At 61.9% G+C, this 18,725-nt stretch carries 12 protein-coding genes and 4 pseudogenes; 6 read left to right on the top strand and 10 right to left on the bottom strand.

Annotated elements, in window-relative coordinates; all coding sequences use genetic code 11:
• A pseudogene (locus tag AC1D2L_RS25295) lies at positions 1-245 on the bottom strand (porin family protein); the annotation flags it as partial.
• Positions 246-989: 744 nt separating this feature from the next.
• Here AC1D2L_RS25295 and AC1D2L_RS25290 point away from each other — a divergent pair.
• Positions 990-1,184: a hypothetical protein gene (locus AC1D2L_RS25290; protein WP_476848662.1), complete on the top strand. Its 195-nt coding sequence runs from the start codon at positions 990-992 to the stop codon at positions 1,182-1,184.
• Between the two features lie 193 nt (positions 1,185-1,377).
• On the opposite strand, the gene AC1D2L_RS25285 is transcribed toward AC1D2L_RS25290, so the two are convergent.
• The 7 genes and pseudogenes from AC1D2L_RS25285 to AC1D2L_RS25255 all read right to left on the bottom strand — a co-directional run bounded on the left by AC1D2L_RS25285 (position 1,378) and on the right by AC1D2L_RS25255 (position 10,851).
• A complete protein-coding gene (locus tag AC1D2L_RS25285) occupies positions 1,378-1,623 on the bottom strand; it encodes a hypothetical protein (protein WP_476848661.1) in 246 nt (81 codons plus the stop codon).
• A 153-nt stretch (positions 1,624-1,776) separates the two neighbouring features.
• A pseudogene (locus tag AC1D2L_RS25280) lies at positions 1,777-2,416 on the bottom strand (transposase); the annotation flags it as partial.
• Between the two features lie 90 nt (positions 2,417-2,506).
• Entirely contained in the window at positions 2,507-2,761 is a 255-nt protein-coding gene (locus AC1D2L_RS25275; RefSeq protein WP_476848660.1) for a hypothetical protein, read from the bottom strand.
• A gap of 111 nt (positions 2,762-2,872) precedes the next feature.
• Positions 2,873-4,558 carry an aspartate-alanine antiporter gene (gene aspT / locus AC1D2L_RS25270; RefSeq protein ID WP_476848659.1) on the bottom strand — a complete coding sequence of 562 codons (1,686 nt, stop codon included), beginning with the start codon at positions 4,556-4,558 and terminating at the stop codon, positions 2,873-2,875.
• An 87-nt stretch (positions 4,559-4,645) separates the two neighbouring features.
• Entirely contained in the window at positions 4,646-6,316 is a 1,671-nt protein-coding gene (locus AC1D2L_RS25265; RefSeq protein ID WP_476848658.1) for a bifunctional aspartate transaminase/aspartate 4-decarboxylase, read from the bottom strand.
• Between the two features lie 43 nt (positions 6,317-6,359).
• Positions 6,360-8,051, bottom strand: coding sequence for an aspartate-alanine antiporter (aspT, locus tag AC1D2L_RS25260; protein ID WP_476848657.1), 1,692 nt, complete (start codon positions 8,049-8,051; stop codon positions 6,360-6,362).
• Between the two features lie 76 nt (positions 8,052-8,127).
• Positions 8,128-10,851 (bottom strand): decarboxylase, encoded by a 2,724-nt coding sequence (locus AC1D2L_RS25255; RefSeq protein WP_476848656.1) that lies wholly within the window; start codon positions 10,849-10,851, stop codon positions 8,128-8,130.
• 257 nt (positions 10,852-11,108) lie between these two features.
• On the opposite strand from AC1D2L_RS25255, the gene AC1D2L_RS25250 reads away from it, so the two are divergent.
• From AC1D2L_RS25250 to AC1D2L_RS25235, 4 genes and pseudogenes are all read left to right on the top strand, one after another.
• Positions 11,109-11,348 carry a hypothetical protein gene (locus AC1D2L_RS25250; RefSeq protein ID WP_476848655.1) on the top strand — a complete coding sequence of 80 codons (240 nt, stop codon included), beginning with the start codon at positions 11,109-11,111 and terminating at the stop codon, positions 11,346-11,348.
• Between the two features lie 86 nt (positions 11,349-11,434).
• Positions 11,435-13,090, top strand: coding sequence for a DUF3300 domain-containing protein (locus AC1D2L_RS25245; RefSeq protein ID WP_476848654.1), 1,656 nt, complete (start codon positions 11,435-11,437; stop codon positions 13,088-13,090).
• 54 nt (positions 13,091-13,144) lie between these two features.
• On the top strand, positions 13,145-14,080 hold the full coding sequence (locus tag AC1D2L_RS25240; RefSeq protein ID WP_476848653.1) for a DUF2950 domain-containing protein: 936 nt from the start codon (positions 13,145-13,147) through the stop codon (positions 14,078-14,080).
• Positions 14,081-14,120: 40 nt separating this feature from the next.
• Positions 14,121-14,402 (top strand): annotated as a pseudogene (locus AC1D2L_RS25235) (transposase); the annotation flags it as partial.
• Between the two features lie 99 nt (positions 14,403-14,501).
• Here the strand turns inward: AC1D2L_RS25235 and AC1D2L_RS25230 are convergent.
• Positions 14,502-15,469 (bottom strand): annotated as a pseudogene (locus AC1D2L_RS25230) (DUF3141 domain-containing protein); the annotation flags it as partial.
• A 465-nt stretch (positions 15,470-15,934) separates the two neighbouring features.
• Complete coding sequence (locus tag AC1D2L_RS25225) at positions 15,935-17,137, bottom strand: DUF2092 domain-containing protein (protein ID WP_476848652.1); 1,203 nt, start codon at positions 17,135-17,137, stop codon at positions 15,935-15,937.
• A 1,223-nt stretch (positions 17,138-18,360) separates the two neighbouring features.
• On the opposite strand from AC1D2L_RS25225, the gene AC1D2L_RS25220 reads away from it, so the two are divergent.
• A partial coding sequence (locus AC1D2L_RS25220; RefSeq protein ID WP_476848651.1) for an outer membrane protein occupies positions 18,361-18,725 on the top strand: 365 nt, incomplete at its 3' end.

Raw genomic sequence — 18,725 nt, 5'->3', positions numbered from 1 at the left:
CCGCCCCACCATGTATAGGGGCCCCAGGCGACACCGCCGCCCCCCGCGTCGACATACTGGATGTCGGTCTCGAGGCCGTACACGATTGCGCCAGATTGCCAGTTATAGCCGATCTGGGCACCACCGACGAACCGGCCGTCGCTGCTGCCACCACCCAACGAGGCCGACGAGACAGCCGTCGGGCCCGTGACGATGACACCTCCTGAATCACCCCATCCCACGCCGGCATTTAGGCCGACGTACAATCCGGTCCAAGTAAACACCGGTGCATACGTGACGACGGGCGGCGCGCGACTTGGAAGATCGGCCGCGAAAGCCGAGGTCGCAAGGCATGTTGCTATTGCAGTGGATACAAAGCGTAGACGCATGAGATCCTCCTCCATGCACAGTCAGCCAGTTATTGGTTGCACAGGAAACGATTAGCAGAAAGTTGACGATGAGCAATTGCTAACGAACGAAACCAAAATCAGGAGAGCAGTGATATTTTCGTCACTTGTGGAAATCTGAAAACTCGGCGCTCGATGGCGCGGATACTTCAGGACATCATTGTATGATGTTGTGATGTGAGCACTTTTCAACCTGCGATCGGCGCGTTTTGATGATGTCAGCCATTGAAGCCTCGCGAGCACTACCGTATCCCGGAGCCAGACGCGCGAGAGATGCAGAACGGTCGAGAACTTAAGTCTTGCGCCTCCACGTGTAATGCCTGCCTGCGGCGGCCGAAAGGCTGGAGTCTGCTCCTGTGAAGAAATCGCTCCGCAGGAAGCCGCGCGAGCGATTGGCATCTGCAATCCAAGCGCCCCAATCCTGCCGCACCGCAAGCGCGTTATCAACATCTGGCAGCATTTTCGGTGCTCGCGCTGCGGCGGCAAGCGGCTCCAGTCCCGTATGAGCATCTACAAGCACTATCAAGCGCTGCAGATAGGACGGGCAAGCGGCATGGGCTCGGGGGCTCAGACCTGAGAGGTTCAGGAGGCGGGAGGACCACCGTGGCCGCGTTCATCACCATCACGAGCCAAGTAGAATACGAGCAGGCGATTGCACGGATTCACGAGTTGCAAGGCGCGTTGGAAGGCACACCAGAGGAAGCCGAACTGGCGAGCCTCGAAGCGGCGGTCAATGAATGGAGCCGCAGCTTCGACGACGACGCGGGCGGCAACGCTCTACAGGAGCCAAATGAATAGGCCGATCGCGACGGCGACCATCACCCATGACAATAGCATTAGGACGGTAGACGTGCGGTCAGGCCACCCTTCATCGCTGCGAACGTGTCTCATGGGGATCCTCCGCCTGCCTGTCGCAGTTCGCGCCTGATGCGCAATTGGTCAACGACCTCGTGGCGTGCGTGCTCTGGGCGCAGCTAGAGGGCGAGAAGGTCTAATTCGAAGGATGGCCCCAAGGGACCGCGGTCTCGAGTTCAAGGTAGCGCTCAACCGCGCGGCCGGCGAGCATCTCCCCCGGAGCCACCGGGTAGAGTTCAAAGATAATGCCGGCGAGGCGCTTGCGGGCTGCGGATTGCGGCTGCGCACGAATGCTTTGCACGCTGGTGACGCCCATCCACGCTGCTTCAAAAGTTGCAGCCAGTTTCGCGAGCTCTTCAGAAGTGATCGTTCGAAACGGCATGGCACTTAAACCTCCTTTCAGAGTCTCAAGCAGACCTCCGTCGTCAATCGCATAAATGGACCACGGGGCATCGCTTCTGGGCTGATTTCAAAATTAGCGACCATGCATCGCAAATGCGATTTGGTACGCGCTACTTACCCTTAGGGATTACTCATCTCTCGTCGTCGTCTGCGGTTGTGCTCTCAAGCTTGAGCGAAGCGCCAGGTCGAGGATCTGCTCGCGTAGCCGTCGGGAATGCGGTTCCAAACCCGATTCGGTCGCGGCTTGCGGCCCTCGAGCGCCTCGATGCCACCGACCAGGAGGTGCTCATACCAGCGATTGAAGGTCGAGCGTGCTATGCCCAGCTTCTGCAGCGTGCACCGCGCCGACGGATGAGACCGCTCGACCAGCTAGATGATCTCGGGTTTCTCGGATCCGGGTTATCTCATGCGTCGTCGCCCCCATCCGCGATCATGCTCTTTCAGTATTCACAGCTCGGCGACAACCTCTTCAGCTCGCGCGCTTCCTTGCGCACCGCCTTGACCTCGTCGCTGGTGACAGCGCACGCCGTGTCGCTGGCTAACCGCTTCTTGCCGGCTTCCAGGAATTCCTTCGACCACGTGTAATAGAGGCTCTCGGCAATCCCTTCACGCCGGCACAGCGCGGCGATGCTCTCCTCGCCGTGAAGCCCTTCCAGCACAACCCCGATCCTCTCCGCGGACGAGTGCTGCTTGCGCGTCACCCGCCGGGTGTCCTCGATCACCTGCTCTGCGGCGCTTTGCCGGTAACGGATTTCCGTCTCATTTGCGCTCATCAAAAGCTTCCATGAAGCAGAAATCCGCGGTTCGCACTCAGCCAGAATTGGTACCATCAGAGCTGGCGCCGGACAGCCGCGTCCGCGTTCTCAGCGCCTGCCCGCCCGATTGACGGGTCCGCCGCGGTTCGCCGGCGTTCCTGGCCGCACTCCCACCCCCGGTGCGCCGACGCCCGGTGTCGCAACGGCGCGGGCGACCGGGCGGGGCCGCAGTACGACGCCAGCCCTGGCAATGCAGCCGGTGGGATAGCCGACATACTGGCAGTAAACCACAGCTCGGGCATCTCCGCCTTCTACGGAGACGAAGGTGGCGACGAGAGCCGCCAATGCGATCGGGAACTTCATGGTACCCTCCATCAGCTAGGTTGCGGGGAGACCACGAGGAGAGGGCGTAGTGCGTAGAGCATTGGGACCTCCAAGGCCGATGCTGGACTGCCACCTCATCTGCGTACGTGATCAGCTTGCCATCAGCGCAATCAGGACAGGTCCCCAGGCCGTCAGCAGAATGTTGCCGATCGCATAGGGAACCGTGTAGCCCAGTGCCGGGATGCTGCTCTGCGCCTCGTCCTGTATCGCCCTGAGAGCGGCGGTGATCGTGCCGGCGCCAGCGCAGGCTCCGAGCACGATGAGCGGGTTCATCTTCAAGACGTAGCGACCGAACAGGATTCCCACGGTGTGGGGGAGAAGCGCCGAAACCAGGCCGACGGCTACGAGACTGAGACCGGTCGATTTCAGGCCGGCGACGAAACTGGGACCTGCGCCAAGGCCGACGATGCCGATGAACATGCAGAGTCCGACGGTATCGAAGATCCAGATTGCCGCTTCGGGGATGCGGCCGAAAAAGGGATAGGCGGAGCGTAGCCAGCCGAACAGCAGGCCCATGAACAAGGCGCCGCCGCTCGCCGTCAGCGTCAGCGGTACACCCCAGACGACCACCGAGAGCAGGCCGAACAGCCCGCCCAGGAAAATGCCCAGTCCCACGAAGACCATGTCCGTCGCCGCAGTGCGCCTGTCGGGATAGCCGACAGCGGCTGCCACGCGCTCGACCTCGGCGATCGGCCCCATCAGGGCCAGCATGTCGCCCCGGTTGAGATGCGTCGTCGGGCTGATCGGCATGGCGATGCCCGCGCGCGTCAGTTTCGCCAGAAATACGCCGCGCGTGAAGTGGTCCTCGGCGAGTTCGGCCAGGGATCTGCCGTCGATTTTGCGGCTGGTCACGATCACATCGAGCGCTTCGATCGGAATGTCCAGAAGCTCGGGATCGCTGACCTCGGCGCCGATGAGATCGCCATGCGCGGCATGGATCTCGTGGCGCGCCATGACTGCGATAACGTCCCCCTCCTGGACTCGATGATCCGAGGTCGGATCGAACAGGGTATCGCCGCTGCGCCCGCGCAGCACGAAGACCCGGGAAGTCCTAGGCAGGCTCTCCAGTTCGGCTACCGTCTTGCTTAGCAGGTTGGGGTTCTCGACCCGGTAGGCCCGAACGTCGAACAGGCGCGCGGCAGAGGTGACGCCTTCCGTCTCCGCGGCCGATCCAGGCATCTCACTGCGCTGCGCAGCCGCCTCCTCGCGGAGGTTGATGCCCATCAGTCTCGGGCCGACCTTCGGCAAGAACCAGACCAAGGCGGTTGTCCCGATCAGATAGGTGACGGCGTAGGCGACGGGGATATTGTTGATGAGCGCCGTGCGCTCGGCCTGAGGGAGGTCGAGCCGTTGGATGGCCTCGCCCGCTGTGCCGATGACCGTCGATTCCGAGAAGGCCCCCGCCAGCAACCCTGCCGCGGTCCCCATGTCGTAGCCGAGCAGGTTGGCGAAGGTCAGGGCCACGAGGAGGCAGGTCACGCACAGGACCACCGTCAGCGCCATCTGCGGCAGAGCATCCTTCTTGAGGGCGCGGAAGAACTGCGGCCCCACCTTGTACCCGGTGGTGAACAGGAAGAGGTCGAAGAATACCGCCTTGACGATGGCCGGGACCTTGATGTCGAGCTGTCCGACCAGGACGCCTGCCAGAAGACAGCCGACGACGACGCCCAGGCTGAAGCCACCGAATGTCAGCTTGCCGATCGCGAACCCGAGCGCAATCGTCAGAAAGACGGCGAGCTCGGGGTTGTTCTGCAGGGCTTCGACGACGAAACGCATGCTGGCTCTCTCGGCGGAAGCACGGGGCTGCGGCTGCGCTGGGAGGCGGCCGCGCCTGTTCGGTTCGGGCAGGAGGACGCCTGGCCGTCAGCTCGCCTTCTCTTTGGCCGCTCCCTTGGCCGGCAAACCGGCGCCCGTTGCCTTCACGGTCGAGAGTGCGAGATTGTAGGCGTCGAAGGCCTGCCGGTAGCCGCGCGCGACCGCGCGCGTCGCACGCCCGATCTGGCTGTAGACCTCGTCATCGAGATTGGCGAAAGATACGCGCACCGACCAGTTGGGTGCGTGGAAGCCGCCTCCGTTCAGGAGCACGATGCCGTGGTCCTCGGCGAGCCGGAACACGATATCGAGCGGGTGGATGTGCTCCTTCATGTAGGCGACGACCTCCGGGCCGACGTATTTGTTGGCCCAGAACTCGAAATCGACCAGGCCGTAATAGCGGTCATGCAGCAGGTTCTCCGGCACCTCGATGCCGAGCCCCTCGATCAGGCGGTCGGCCCTGTTCCTGACGATGTCCATGCAGGTCTTCTGGTAGAGCTTCGCCTCGTCCATCATCTCCGAGAGCGAGAACAACGACATCATCACTTGCTGCGGCAGGGAGAGCCCGGCGGTGTGGTTGAGCGCGATGTCGCGGCTGTCGGCGACGATGCGGTCGATCAGCTTCATCTCGCGCGGCTTCAGCGTCAGGGGGCCGTAGCGCTTGTCGAGCGCCTGCAGGATCTTCTCGGGATGCCTGGCGATCGCCTTGTCGAAGATGTTCTCCGGGTGGATGGCGATGACGCCGAGCCGCCAGCCGGTGCAGCCGAAATACTTCGAGTAGGAGTAGACGCCGATCGTGTTGCGCGGCAGCGCGCCGAGCAGGCCGCGGAACCCTTTCACGAAAGTCCCGTAGACGTCGTCGGTCAGCAGGAGGAGGTCGGGACGCTTCGTCTCGACCAGCCTGACGATCTTGGCGATGGTCTCCTCGCTCAGCGCGACCGCATAGGGATTGCCGGGATTGACTACGAAGAACGCCTTGATCTTGGGGTCTTCGAGCTTCTTCAGCTCCTCGTCCGTGAACTGGAAGCGGTTCTCCTGCGGCGCAGCCACCGAGACGACCTCGAGGCCATAATCCTCGAGATGCGGCATTTCGAGATAGGGTGTGAAGATCGGCGTCGCGAGCGCGATCGTGTCGCCGGCATTCAGCAGGCGGTTGGCCTTCAGCGACTTGAAGATGTAGCACATTGCCGCCGTGCCGCCCTCGACGGCATAGAGATCGAACTGACCCGGAGGACGGGGCTCGCCGCACATCGCCCACATCAGATATTCGTGCACGATACGCTCGTTGTGGACGAGCATGCGGTCGGGCACCGGGTAGTTGTCGCCGATGATCGAGTCGACGAGCTCGTGCACGAACGCGTCGGGCTTGAAGTCGAACTTCTTCACGGCGAAGGCCACCATCTGCTTCAGGAAGCTGGCGCCGGGCGCCTCGGCATGCGCGTCCAGCCAGTTCTCCAGCCGCCCCGCGATGCCGTCGGGCTTGGGCATGCCGCCGATCCCGGCCGGCTTGTTCATCACGCGGCGGCTTTCGGTGATCGCGAACTGACCGAGTAGGAAGAAACCCTCGCGCGGTGTCATCGCCACCCAGTTCGGGTTGCCGCGGCCTGCATTCAGAAGCGCGATCGACGACTCTTGCGCGGTCAGCTTGGCGAGGCGGATCAGCTCGTCCTTGATCTCGAAGGGGCTGAGCTTCTCGAAGCTGCGCAGTATGACAGGATCCATGACATTCTCCCGTTGAGAGCTGAGATCGCAGGCGCTCGTTTCTTCACGTCATGAGAATGATGATCACCATGCCCCAGATCGTCAGAAGCGTGTTTCCAACGGCGTAGGTCACGGTGTAGCCGAGTGCCGGAACCTGGCTGCCTGCCGTCTCGCAGACCATGCCGAGAGCGGCTGTCGTGGTGCGGGCCCCGGCGCAGGCACCGAGCAGGATCGCAGGGTCGAAACGAAAGATGTATTTGCCGGCGAACATGGCCAGGATCAGCGGGATCGTCGTCGCCAGCGCGCCCCAGAGAAACAGGCCGACGCCTTGAGTCTGCAGTCCCTTGACGAAGCCCGGACCTGCGGAGATGCCGACGACGGCGATAAAGATGTTGAGTCCGACCGAATTCATGAACCAGACCGTCGAGCTTGGAATGCGACCGAAGATGGGGCGCACGGAGCGAAGCCAGCCGAAGACGAGGCCCGAGATCAGTGCGCCGCCAGCGGTAGAGAGCGTCAGCGGGACGCCGCCAACCTTGAAGACGAGCGCCCCGATCAACGCACCGAGCGTGATGGCAGCGCCGATGAAGGCGACATCGGCGACGTCGCTTGGGCGGTCGGCGTGGCCGACGACCTTTGCGATCGCGGCAATGTCCTGTGTCCGCCCGACCACCGTGAGAATGTCGCCCCGATTGATCACGGTGTCGCGCAGGATCGGGATGCTGACGGCGGTGGCACCGCGAACAATCTTTCTAAGAAAAACACCTCGGGCCGCCGGCATTCGAGAGAGCTCGGCGAGCGTCTTGCCGTCGGCGTCCTTGCTGGTGACGTAGACATCGACGCCTTCGGCCTTCACATCGAGAAGTTCCGGGTCCTCGATCTCCTCGGCGTTCTGGCCGATCAGATTGACGAGCACTTCGCGCGGCCCGGCAACGGCCACTATATCGCCTTCCTGCAGGATCGTGTCGGTTGTTGCATCCTCAATGATGCCATTGCGCCTGATACGCTCTACGAAGACGCGCGCGTCGGGCACGAGTGCTTCGGCGTCCGCGGCGCGCATGCCGGCGACCTGGGCGCCACTTCGCAGCCGGAAGGCGCGTAGCTCGAAACGCCGCCAGACCGAGCCCGGACCGCCGATTTCTTTGCCTCCGCCAAGCCTGGCTTCGTAGTCCTTACAGGCCTGGACGAGGTCGATGCCGAGAAGTTTCGGTCCCAACAGTGCCAGGACCATGGCTGAGCCGACGGTGCCGAATATGTAGGTCACCGCATAGGCGACCGGCATCGCGTCGAGATACTCCTTGGTCTGTTCGGGAGAAAGACCGAGACGGTTGATCGCGTCGGTCGCAAGGCCCATCGAGGCCGAGATCGTCTGGGTGCCGGCGTAGAGACCAGCTGCATATCCCGGATGATATCCCGCAAATTTGGCGATCATCACGGGCACTACGAGGCAGAACACGGTCACGACAACTGCAAAGATCGCCTGGGGAGCGCCGTCCTTGGCAATGCCCCTCACGAATTGCGGTCCGACGCCGTAGCCGACCGCAAACAGGAACATCAGGAAGAACGTCGACTTCACATGGGGGGAGATCGTAATGCCGAGCTGGCCGATCACGACCGCCGCGATCAGCGTCGAGGTCACAGCTCCGAGACTAAATCCCTTGTAGGCGAAGCCGCCGACATAGTAGCCGATCGCCAGTGAGAGAAAGAGCGCGATCTCGGGATAGCTGCGTAGTGTGGCAACGAACCAGTCGAACATGCCGATCACCTATTTCCGAAGTCGGACCCGCCGRTCTGCGGGGCGGCCCGYTTGAAATTGGGTTTACCTGACGATCTCACTTCTTCTTTCCGGCGAGAGCGTCGAGCTTGAGCAGTTTGAGGCCCTTGGCTTTCTCGTAGCCGTGGATTTCCTTCACATCGAGCTTGCGCATGAAGGCGATGGTCTCGTGCGTCACGACCTGGCCCGGAACCAGGATTGGGAAGCCGGGCGGGTAGGGGATCACGAAATTGGCCGAGATCAGGGCTGGACCGCTCTCGAGGCGGCGGTCGCATTCCTTGCTGTCGATCGGAACGTACTCGCATTTCTCCGCCGCATAGGCCGAGAAGAACGCCGTGCGCATATCGCCCTCCGGCGTCGTCTTGCCGGCATCGGCGCGAAAGGCCTCGTCAAACCGGCTGAAATCCGGAAGATCCGGCACATCGTTCATCAGGCTGTGCACGCGCGCCTCGAAAGCCTTGCGCTCGTTTTCTCCGCCGTGACTTAGACGTTTCTCGATATCGTTGCTGATCTTCAGCAGAACGCCGATCAGAAGTGCGACGTCACTGCGGGTGTTGTTGATGTTTGACTGCAGCAGCACGGAATTACGGGAGGTCTTGTTGACCTGGAKATTGTACTGCGCGGCGAGCAGGCCCTTGAACGAGGTGCCGTCAAATCCCGCCGTGCCGCAAACCAGCGTCATCCGGGTGGGATCCAGGCAGAACTCGTCTTCGCGCATACTGCGCAGCTGATCGTCCCAGCGTSTTTCAGGGGCGAGAAAATCGACGAAGCCGCTTGTACGGTATGTCTCGGGCACCATTCCGTCCGCACCAACAACCTTGAAGTATTTGGAGATCACCGGATGCGTTGCGACCTCGCGCCGAATGTCCAGCGCGACCTCTATGGCGTTCATCACCAGGCCATAGCCCTCGAGTTCCATCTGTCGGCGGGCGACATCGAGGCTTGCGATCAGTTGCTGGTTCGGGCTGGTCGAAGCATGCGTGAAGACCGCCTCGTGGAATTGAGACTCGACCTTGTGGAAATCGACGTCCTTGACCAGCACCATCGAGCCCTGCCGCAGCGCCGACATTGATTTGTGGGTCGAGTTCGTCTGGTAGACGCGCAGCCGGACAGCGCGCGGATCGGGCACAAGCCGGGTGTCGAGCAGGGTATCGACRGACGGCTTCGGSCCGAGCGTCTTTCGCTGCTCTTCATATTGCGCGACYGCASCGGGTTCGCGMATCCAGGCTTCGATGTCGGCGGCCGCGCCCATCGCGGTGCGCGGCCGCAGGAAGGGCGACCAGCGCGCGAAACCAAACCAGGCCTCGTCCCAGAGGAAGATCAGGTCAGGCTTGATCGCGAGACATTCCTGCATCACGCGCCGGGTGTTGTAGATGTGGCCGTCGAAGGTGCAGTTGGTCAGATCGACCATCTTGACGCGATCGAGACGCCCCTCGGCGTCGAGGTCGAGCAAGGCCTTCTTGATGGTGCGCAGCGGYACCGCGCCGTACATCGAGAGCTCCGGCATCGGGAAGGCYTCGACGTAGAATGGCTGTGCGCCGCACAGCACSAGGCCATAATGGTGYGATTTGTGGCAATTGCGGTCGAGGATGACGATRTCGCCAGGCGCGATCAGCGCCTGCAGCACCATCTTGTTGGAGGTGCTTGTGCCATTGGTGACGAAGAACACCTGATCGGCGCCGAAGGCGCGCGCGGCCATTTCCTGCGCCCGCTTGATGTTGCCTGTGGGCTCCAGAAGGCTGTCGAGACCGCCTGTCGTGGCGCTGCTCTCAGCGAGAAAAAGGTTGATGCCGTAGAAATGGCCCATGTCGCGGATCCACGGCGAGCGGAAGATGGACTTGCCGCGCGCGATCGGGAGAGCGTGGAAGGTGCCGATGGGTCGCTGCGCATAGAGCTTGAGATTGTCGAAGAACGGCGTTTCGTAGCGCGCCTTGATGCCTTCCAGCACCGAGAGATGGAGTTCCAGCGGCTCCTCGATCTGGTACATGACGCGCCGGATCATCGCCGCGCGCGGGTCGCCCGCGAGCTTCTCGACGCGCCGGTCCGATAACAGGTAGATGTCTAGTTCGGGCCGGATCGCCTTCAGTCCCGCAGCGAGACGCAGTGCCAGATCGGCCTCGTCGGCCTTGTCGAGGAACGGTTGCTGGGTCGCCAGCAACTTGCGCAGCACCGGGGCGTCGTGCCGGGACTTGAGGGCAAAGCCCTCGTAGATGATGACAGCGCCGATATCGGGGTTGACCACGGCTGCGCAGATCGCATCCTCCAGGCTGTCGACCAAGACCGTCTCGTAGATGAAGGCGTCCTCGGGCCGCCTTAGTCGRCGGAACTCGCTAGCCATGTGCGGCCAGCGTGCGGCGGGGGCCGGCGTCACGGTCAGAAGCTCGAAATATGGCCGATAAGCAGTCGCKTCCCCCAGCGAGGAGGGCAGGGCATCGACCGGCTCCGAAAGCGACAGGTCGACCGATTGCCATTCCTTCGCGTCGTGCTTGTAGTTGCCSGTGATGATGGCCAGGGAAATTCGCTTGGCGAGGGCGAGGAAGCCGTTTGCGTCGTCGTTTTTSAGCCGCTCGCCCAGGGCGCCGATCAACTCCTGACCCGGAAAGGCGTGGAACCCYTCAATCGCACCGAGTTCATCAAACGCCGCCTCGACCTCACCTCGGAGCTGAGCATCCTTGACCCAGGCGCGTGCGACCGCGTGGAGATCCCGCCAGCGATCAGTGCGGCCAGACGGTGCCGAGAAGAAATGATCGATGGAACGCGATTCCCGAACGATGGAGTCCATCTCGAAATCCCCTCCTTGCTGGTCGTCCGATGCGGGTAGGACGCCTCTTCACCAGTCATGGAACGCACGGCGTTATCGGGCGCGACTTCAACACAAGCCGAGCCGGTGGCGTATTGTCCTTGAGGACAGGTTTCTGCAGCGCGCTTTCGTTTAAAATCGAGGAGACATCTGGCCAGGCCCCGCGAGGGCATGTCGACGGCAGTTGGGAGGATCGGCGTCGCGTCTGGGGCGCTCACGCCGGGGTAGGAGTTGAGCCGATGATCAGAATTCTCTTCCTCGAAATGATCTTGATAACGACCGTGATATTGGGTTGGTATGGCCAAGATAAAGCTCTCGCCTGCAATAAAACGGCGGGCTGTACAATGGATTCCGTCTACGACGACTATAAAATGAAGCGGGATGGCCGGATGGACAAGGCGATGGCTGAAGGTCGCGCCAACGTCGAGGACTTTCGCGCACACCGTGCGGCAGAGCAGTCCTACGGGGTCAGACGGTAAACGGCTCGAGCGTCGCGCGGCCAAGTCAGCGAAGTTGTTGTCTCATGAGCACCGGCGGCGCTGGTGCCCATAATCGGGAGAATCGCATGTCTGTGCGGATCGTGCTCGCCTGCGTCGTCGTGAGTGGCATGGCCTCCCAACCACTGGCGCAGACGCCAACCCCTCAACCCCCGCCGCCCGCCACCGTCCCTTCGGAGCAGAGCGAGCAGCTTCTGAGCAGCGCCGARCTCGACGCCCTGGTCGCTCCCATCGCGCTCTATCCCGACACGCTGCTAGCTCAGGTCCTGATGGCCGCGAGTTATCCGCTCGAGGTCGTGCAGGCGGATCGCTGGGTCACGGCCAACAAGAAGCTGAAGGGCGACCAGCTCAAGGCCGCAGCCGAAAAACAGCCTTGGGATGTCAGCGTTAAATCCCTGGTGGCCACTCCGTCCGTGCTTGAGCTGATGAGCAAGAACCTCGACTGGACACAGAAGCTCGGCGACGCGGTCCTGGCTCAGCAGCCTGACGTGATGGACGGTGTCCAGAGGATGAGGACCAGGGCTTACGATGCCAAAAAGCTGTCATCTGGCTCCCAGCAGACGGTTACAGTCCGGCAGGAGAGCGGCAAGCAGACGATCCTGATCGAGCCCACGGTGCCCGGTACCGTCTACGTGCCTTACTACGATCCCGGAGTGGTCTACGGATCGTGGCCCTATCCTGCCTATCCGCCCTATTACTTCCCGGCAGGAGGTTATGTTGCCGCTGGSGTGGTTGCRACGGGCATCGCCTTCGGAACAGCTTACGCGCTCGGACGCTGGAATACCGGCAATTACTGGGGSGGAAACGTCAACTGGAATAACAACAACATCAATGTCGACCGCAACCGTGTGACCCATTGGGAGCACAATCCCCAGCATCGACACGGCGTTCAGTACCGCAACAACGCGGTGCAGCAGAAGTTCGCGAACAACAACCTTCGCGCTGGCAGCGAGGGCCGGATGGACTTTCGGGGCCGCAGCGGTGAGCAGGTGCTCCAGCCRCGCGACGGCCTGGGCAATGCAGGCGCGGGCGCCCGTCCGGAGCAACGGCCCGGAGAGCGGGCGAATGCAGGCAATCGGCCTGATCGCGGGCCGGCGGATCGGGCAGGSGCCGGCAATCGGTCAGACCGGCCCGGGSCTGACCGCGCCCGGCCCGGCGGAAATGCCGGTCGCGGCGGCGCGCAACGGGCCGCGACGCAGCCGAAGCGTCCTGCCGCAGGCGCCAACCGCCCCGGTCCTGCGCGCGACAGCGCATTCGGCAACATGCAGCCGGGCCGGGCCGCCAATCTGCAATCGCAGCGCGGGCATGCCAGCATGGGCCGCATGCCGGGCGGCGGCGCGCGGGCGATGCATGCCGGYGGACCTGCGATGCGAGGCGGCGGCGCTCAGATGTCGCGCGGCGGGTACGGTGGCGGCGGACGGGGGGGCGGCGGCGGAGGGCGCGGGGGTGGCGGCGGTGGACGTCGCTCCGACATCCAGCTCAAGCACGATGTCGTACTGCTCGGACGGCTCGACAACGGGCTTGGCTTCTACCGCTTTGCCTATGGCGGCTCTCAGAGAGCCTTTGTCGGCGTTATCGCCCAGGAGGTACAGGATGTGGCGCCGTGGACGGTGAGCCGCGGCTCTGATGGGTATCTGCGCGTCGATTACCGCCAGCTGGGCATAGCTTTCCAGACCTTCGAGCAGTGGCAGGCAGGAGGCGGGCTGCTGCCCGTGGTGCACTGAGAAGCTGAGATGCATGGCTCGATCCACGCCTGTCAGTACTGAGGAAGCTGTTCGATGATGATCAAATGGCCGGCTGCGCGCAAACTCGTACGACTGCTCTGTGGGGGAGCCGTCGCAGGTATCGCAATGGCGACGGCGTGCAGCGCGCAGGAACCTTTCAAATCCCCCTCCGACGCCGTGACGGCTCTCGTTGCCGCTGCGCGCAACAACGACGCAACGCGTCTACGACGCATTGTAGGCGTTGTCGGACGCGACACGCTTTCGTCCGGCGACGATGTCGCCGATGCCGCCGAGCGGCGGCGCTTTCTTGAGGCCTTTGACAGCCGGCATGACGTCCGCGAGAACGGCGACAAGGCGACATTGTTGGTCGGCGCGGACGAGTTTCCCTTCCCGATACCGCTGCTTCGCAGCGGCAAGGGGTGGCAATTCGAYGGGGACGCGGGTCGCAAAGAGATCCTCGCCCGACGGATCGGCCGCAATGAGCTTGATGCGATCCAGACCAGCCTCGCCGTCCTCGATGCGCAGCGGGACTATGCCKCTAAGGACCGCACGGGCCAGGGGGCGGGGGTYTATGCGCAGAGGATCACCAGCAGACCCGGCGCCAAGGATGGCCTCTACTGGCAATCAGCTGCCGGGGAGGAGCCCAGCCCTCTGGGCGAATTTGCCGCAAAAGCSGCCGCTGAAGGCTACAGTGCYCAAGACGTGCGCGCGCCATACAACGGCTATTACTACAGAATTCTGAAACGTCAGGGCCCGGCGGCGCCGGGCGGAACCATCGACTATGCCGCTGGCGGCAAGATGTTCGGGGGCTTTGCCCTTCTCGCTTATCCAGCCGAATATGGCCGTTCCGGTGTGATGAGCTTCATGCTCAATCACGAGGGCACGGTCTATCAGAAGGATCTCGGACCGCGCACGAGCTCCGTCGCGGCGCGCATCCAGAGCTTCAACCCGGACAAGACCTGGGAGAAGGTCACCCCGGAGAAACCGTAGCCTGCGAGCAAGGTCCACGAGTGCTCGATCGCAACGCTTCGCTCCCAGATCACAGGCGAACGAGAAAAGCCTGGCGGCGAAGATGCTGGTCAGCCGCAAACCGCCTGGACGGCCGATGCCGCAGCATGTCGCGCGCGCCAATGCTGGCAAGTCGGCAATCCGGGCTGCGGTCGAGCACGTCTTCGCCCATCAGAAGAACAGGTTCGGCCTGTCCATCCGCACCATTGGCCCGGCTCGCGCCGAGGCAAAACTGACCCTGGCCAACATCGCCTACAACTTCGACCGGCTGATCTTCAATAAACGCGTCAGGGCCATGGGATGAGCCTGCCCGAAATCCAGGATCGGCGCTGAAATCAGCCGAAAATGCCGCTCCTCAGGCAGCCTGACGCCGATCATCATGCCGCCAAGGCGCCAATGCGTCGATCCGGGAGGCAATGTTGCGTAAATCGATCCTCGTGCCATCGGAGGTCTGAATTGCCGCCGCCGCAAGCTTGTTGCCAACAAGCAGTTCATCAACGATGAGCTGCATTTCCTCGCAATTGAGAATTACATAGCCGCTCCACCATTTTTAGAAACCGAGATAACGATATGATTCCGAGTCGATCTTTGAGTAGAGAGATTGTACTGCTTCGACCAAAGCGTGTTTGCGGGATTCTGCCTCTCGAAATTCTGAACCAACGAAGCGACGTGGAAGATGCCGGCATCCAGATCGCCTGCGAGCGCCGTCAACCAGCTGCCGCCGAGCAGCCCCTCGCGTACCGCGTCGGAAACTGACCCCTGACACTAGCCCAGTAGGACAACGGCGTGCCGGCGACCATAATTGGGCCGAAAAGCTCCTAGCGAAGCGATGCCAGGATCATGACTGCCCTGCCAGCTTGGCAATTGCCGATTACGCAAGGCTTGCCCTCAGCATCCGGATGCCGCTCGATGACCTTCTCAAAGAAGATTGCCTCGGCGCGCGCGATGTCCTCAATCTGGCCGTGCATCGGATCGGGCAAGAAGCCGATAAAATAACACGGGTGCCCCGCCTTCAGGGCAACGCCGATTTCGCTGTCGGCCCTGAAGCCGCCAATCCCGGGGCCATGGCTTGCGCGCGGATCGACGACAACGAAGGGACGCTTGCGTTGGTCGATGACTATCTGGGGCGGGGGAACGATGCCGGCCAAAACGTAGTTGAGCGGGCGCGCGAGGTTGCGCCCGTCGCAATCAATTCCGCTTCATAGTCGAGTACGTTTGGAGCGAGCTGTTCGCGTGCTCCTCATACTGTCCGGCCCGCTTGCGCATTGTATTGAGGTACAGGATCGCGCGTTGCCACGCGTCGGTCGAGTAAGCAAATGCGCTGTGCAGCGTGGACAGTTCTGATTTCCCCGGTGGCCTCGGATTGGTCATTACACCCTCCCGCCGGAACTCAGTTCACGGTCGGCGCGCTCCGAACTCGACGGCTGGGCACCGCCGACGAACCGGCCGTCGACGGGAGATATTGCTTCTTTGCGATCTGAACCAGTGAGAGCGTTCACTGAGGCAATGTCAGGGCGCAAAACAATTGGCCTACCGCCGGTGCTATGGACAGGCGGTAGGCCGTGAGATGACGGCCGATGAAGAACGGTTCGCACCTGTCCCGGGCCTCGGCACGTTGAGCCCAAAGTCAACAATTATATACACCCGTCGCGCAACGGCGCGTTGTTCTGCGCGCTGCACCTGCGACGCTGACAGGCGTCATCGGCCGTCCAACTCGGGCCGCTGCGCTCGACGTGTAGCCACTCACTCCAGGGACTGAGTACCGCTCCCCGAGCTCAGCCGCCATCGCTCCGAAGATCAACGCGGCCAAGGAGAGCCATACGCGCTTCGATCTTGTCATTGTTGACCTCCCCTCACGAAATGTGACGGCATATCCGCCACCTTGTCTTGGATCTCTTTCAGATCGATCGACTGTGCGTTCGAGACGTTCTTGAACACAAAATCGTCCGCCGCAACCTCGCCGCCGAATTTCCAGTCACGGAACTGAATGCTGTATTGCGGCGCCTGACTGGTCAGTTTGGACGTGACCAAGAACTGGCACGGATAGGGGCGCGCGCCCTGCGCAACCCAGACCTGCCAGTCCACGTCATCCTTGCGAAAAGCAAGTGAATCACACTCGACGCCATTGATGACGCCGCTGCCAAGATCCTTGGCGTCGTAGACCCCTTGGATCAATTCGTCGAACACGTTGCCCAGCAGAATGTCGGATGCAGGCAGAGGCCTGTTGTGTTTGTCCTTGAGCTCCTCGATGATCTGGTCGACGGTGCCTGGAGCTGCGATTTGAGCGTATGTGTTTACGTTCTTGCCCAGCAGCGTCAGGGTTTTTCCGTCAAAGAGTATCTCGACATCGCTAAAGCCACCGGCTCGCGTGGCGCGCACCTTGTCCGGGCGGCTGAGGGTCACGGCTCCGGAGCTCGCGAGGCCGATTTTCTGGTCGGTTGGCGTCACGACCTCGAACATGGAGTCAAAGGCAAAGGAGAGCGTTTTCTGCCCGACGAGGAAGTCAGACATTGCCTTCAGCATTTTCCGTGCTTCGGCAGAGTCCGTGAACCTGCTTAACTCCACCCGGCGGTTCAACGCGCGACCGGAGGAAGTCTCGTTGCTCGCAATAGGGAGGCTCTCTCCGAGACCCGCCGTTATCAGCCTTTGGGTGTCGACGCCTCGTTCGACAAGCGCTGCCTTGACCGCGTCCGCACGCTCTCGGGATAGGGTAACATTGGGCGCGGGATCGCCTGTCGCATCCGTATGCCCGATGATCCGTAATCGCCAGTCGGGGAAACTCTGCATTGTCGTCGTGATGTCGTCCAGAAGACCTTTCGAACTTGCCTCGATCGTCGCCTTATCCGAATCAAAGCGAAGCCCGTAAAGATCGAACCGTTGCTTGGTTTGCAGGGCCTGCTCCATGCTCTCGCGACGGTAACGGGCCTGCATATCCTCCGCTGTCTGTGCCCGAGACGGCACGCTCATGAGCGTCAACATAGCGATGCCGCTCAACAGCCCAAGAACGCGGAGATCAGCCTTATTTAGGGACTTGTTCATTCCACCATTCCTTTCCTGTAGCAGTCATTGATTGGGCAGTGGCTCGCTTCTGTTGGTTTGACAACCAGCGGTCGCCTAGCTTTTCGACCAGCTATTAGGTGGACCGACGCCATAAGTTCCAAGACACCTACTCGTGTGATGGGAACATTTTGACAGAACTTCGCACCCCGGGGTTCCACACCGCAGCGCCGCAGCAATCTGGGACGCGCTACTCTCCATATAGCAGCAGCGCTCGCATCCAAGTGCAACTAAGGCTGCCGCGACCCGAAACGTCTATTGGCCTTAGGGACAGTATTTTGAGGCTTGGGCCGCTCGGCGTGGAATTCTGAAAGTCGATGCAGCTTGAATCGCAACAGACCCAATTCGTGAACGTAGACTAGCCTTGGAGGCGGGCATTCAAGTGTCGAACTAGAGTCTGCACCTGCGCTGCGTGCTCTCGCGCCTGTTCCGCGCTTCCTTGAAGGTCTCGCTGACTTGCACGCGATTAGGGCGCCCAGCGTTTTATGGTGAACTCGCTCATCTGGCCGAAGCGGTGTCTACGCCCAGCCGCCCTTGCGTGGTCTTGAGACCTTACTGGCCTACCTCGCCCGCTACCCCTGCGTCGCCGTCACCAAGCCGCACCAACAGGGCCGGCATGTCGCAGCCACCTACGGCGAAGTTGGACGTCGCCTTGCCAATGTGAACAGCCGTTTCATTTGCGACAGCGAGCGGTCGACCTCGCCTAAATGGGGGATCTTCACAGGAGTGGACTCCGGCCTTTCGGCCGTACGAATGGAGCCGCAAGACTTCCGATCTAGACCGTTCCGAATCTCTTGCACGTCTAGATCCGGGCTTCGGTAGTGTTCGCGCGACTTCAATGGTCGATATCGTCAGAACGAGCGGTCGCAGCCTAAAAAGCGGACACATTCCAACGGTATACAATCAATCTCTAAAGTATCCGCGCGATCGAGTGCCGAGTTTTCCGGCTTCACCCAAGTGATGAAAATAACACTTCTCTCCTGATTTTGGTTCCCTTCGTCAGCAATTGGTGTTCGTTAGCTTTCTGCTAATCGATTCCTGTGCAACCAATAACAGGCTGACAGTGCATGGAGGAGGATCACATGCGTCTACGCCTTGTATCCACTGCTATAGCAACATGCCTTGCGACCTCGGCTTTCGCGGCCGATCTTCCGAGTCGCGCGCCGCCCGTCGTCACGTATGCACCGGTGTTTACTTGGACCGGATTGTACGTCGGCCTAAATGCCGGCGTGGGATGGGGTGATTCAGGAGGTGTCATCGTCACGGGCCCGACGGCTGTCTCGTCGGCCTCGTTGGGTGGTGGCAGCAGCGACGGCCGGTTCGTCGGTGGTGCCCAGATCGGCTATAACTGGCAATCTGGCGCCATCGTGTACGGCCTCGAGACCGACATCCAGTATGTCGACGCGGGGGGCGGCGGTGTCGCCTGGGGCCCCTATACATGGTGGGGCGGCGGGGGCAGTGGCGATGGCGCCTATTTCGGCACCGTTCGCGCCCGCCTGGGCTACGCCTTCGACCGGACCCTGATCTACATCACGGGCGGCTTGGCCTATGGTGGCCTCAACACTAACCC

This window comes from Allobosea sp. P1_B10, from assembly GCF_056406735.1.
Note: the sequence above shows the minus strand (reverse complement) of the source record. Positions and strands in the feature narration are given on the sequence as shown.

Coding starts and splice junctions, on each gene's coding strand:
- AC1D2L_RS25275 (WP_476848660.1), bottom strand. CDS start 2,761: ATGAAGTTCCCGATCGCATTGGCGGCTCTCGTCGCCACCTTCGTCTCC.
- AC1D2L_RS25265 (WP_476848658.1), bottom strand. CDS start 6,316: ATGGATCCTGTCATACTGCGCAGCTTCGAGAAGCTCAGCCCCTTCGAG.
- AC1D2L_RS25285 (WP_476848661.1), bottom strand. CDS start 1,623: ATGCCGTTTCGAACGATCACTTCTGAAGAGCTCGCGAAACTGGCTGCA.
- AC1D2L_RS25250 (WP_476848655.1), top strand. CDS start 11,109: ATGATCAGAATTCTCTTCCTCGAAATGATCTTGATAACGACCGTGATA.
- AC1D2L_RS25225 (WP_476848652.1), bottom strand. CDS start 17,137: ATGAACAAGTCCCTAAATAAGGCTGATCTCCGCGTTCTTGGGCTGTTG.
- aspT (WP_476848659.1), bottom strand. CDS start 4,558: ATGCGTTTCGTCGTCGAAGCCCTGCAGAACAACCCCGAGCTCGCCGTC.
- aspT (WP_476848657.1), bottom strand. CDS start 8,051: ATGTTCGACTGGTTCGTTGCCACACTACGCAGCTATCCCGAGATCGCG.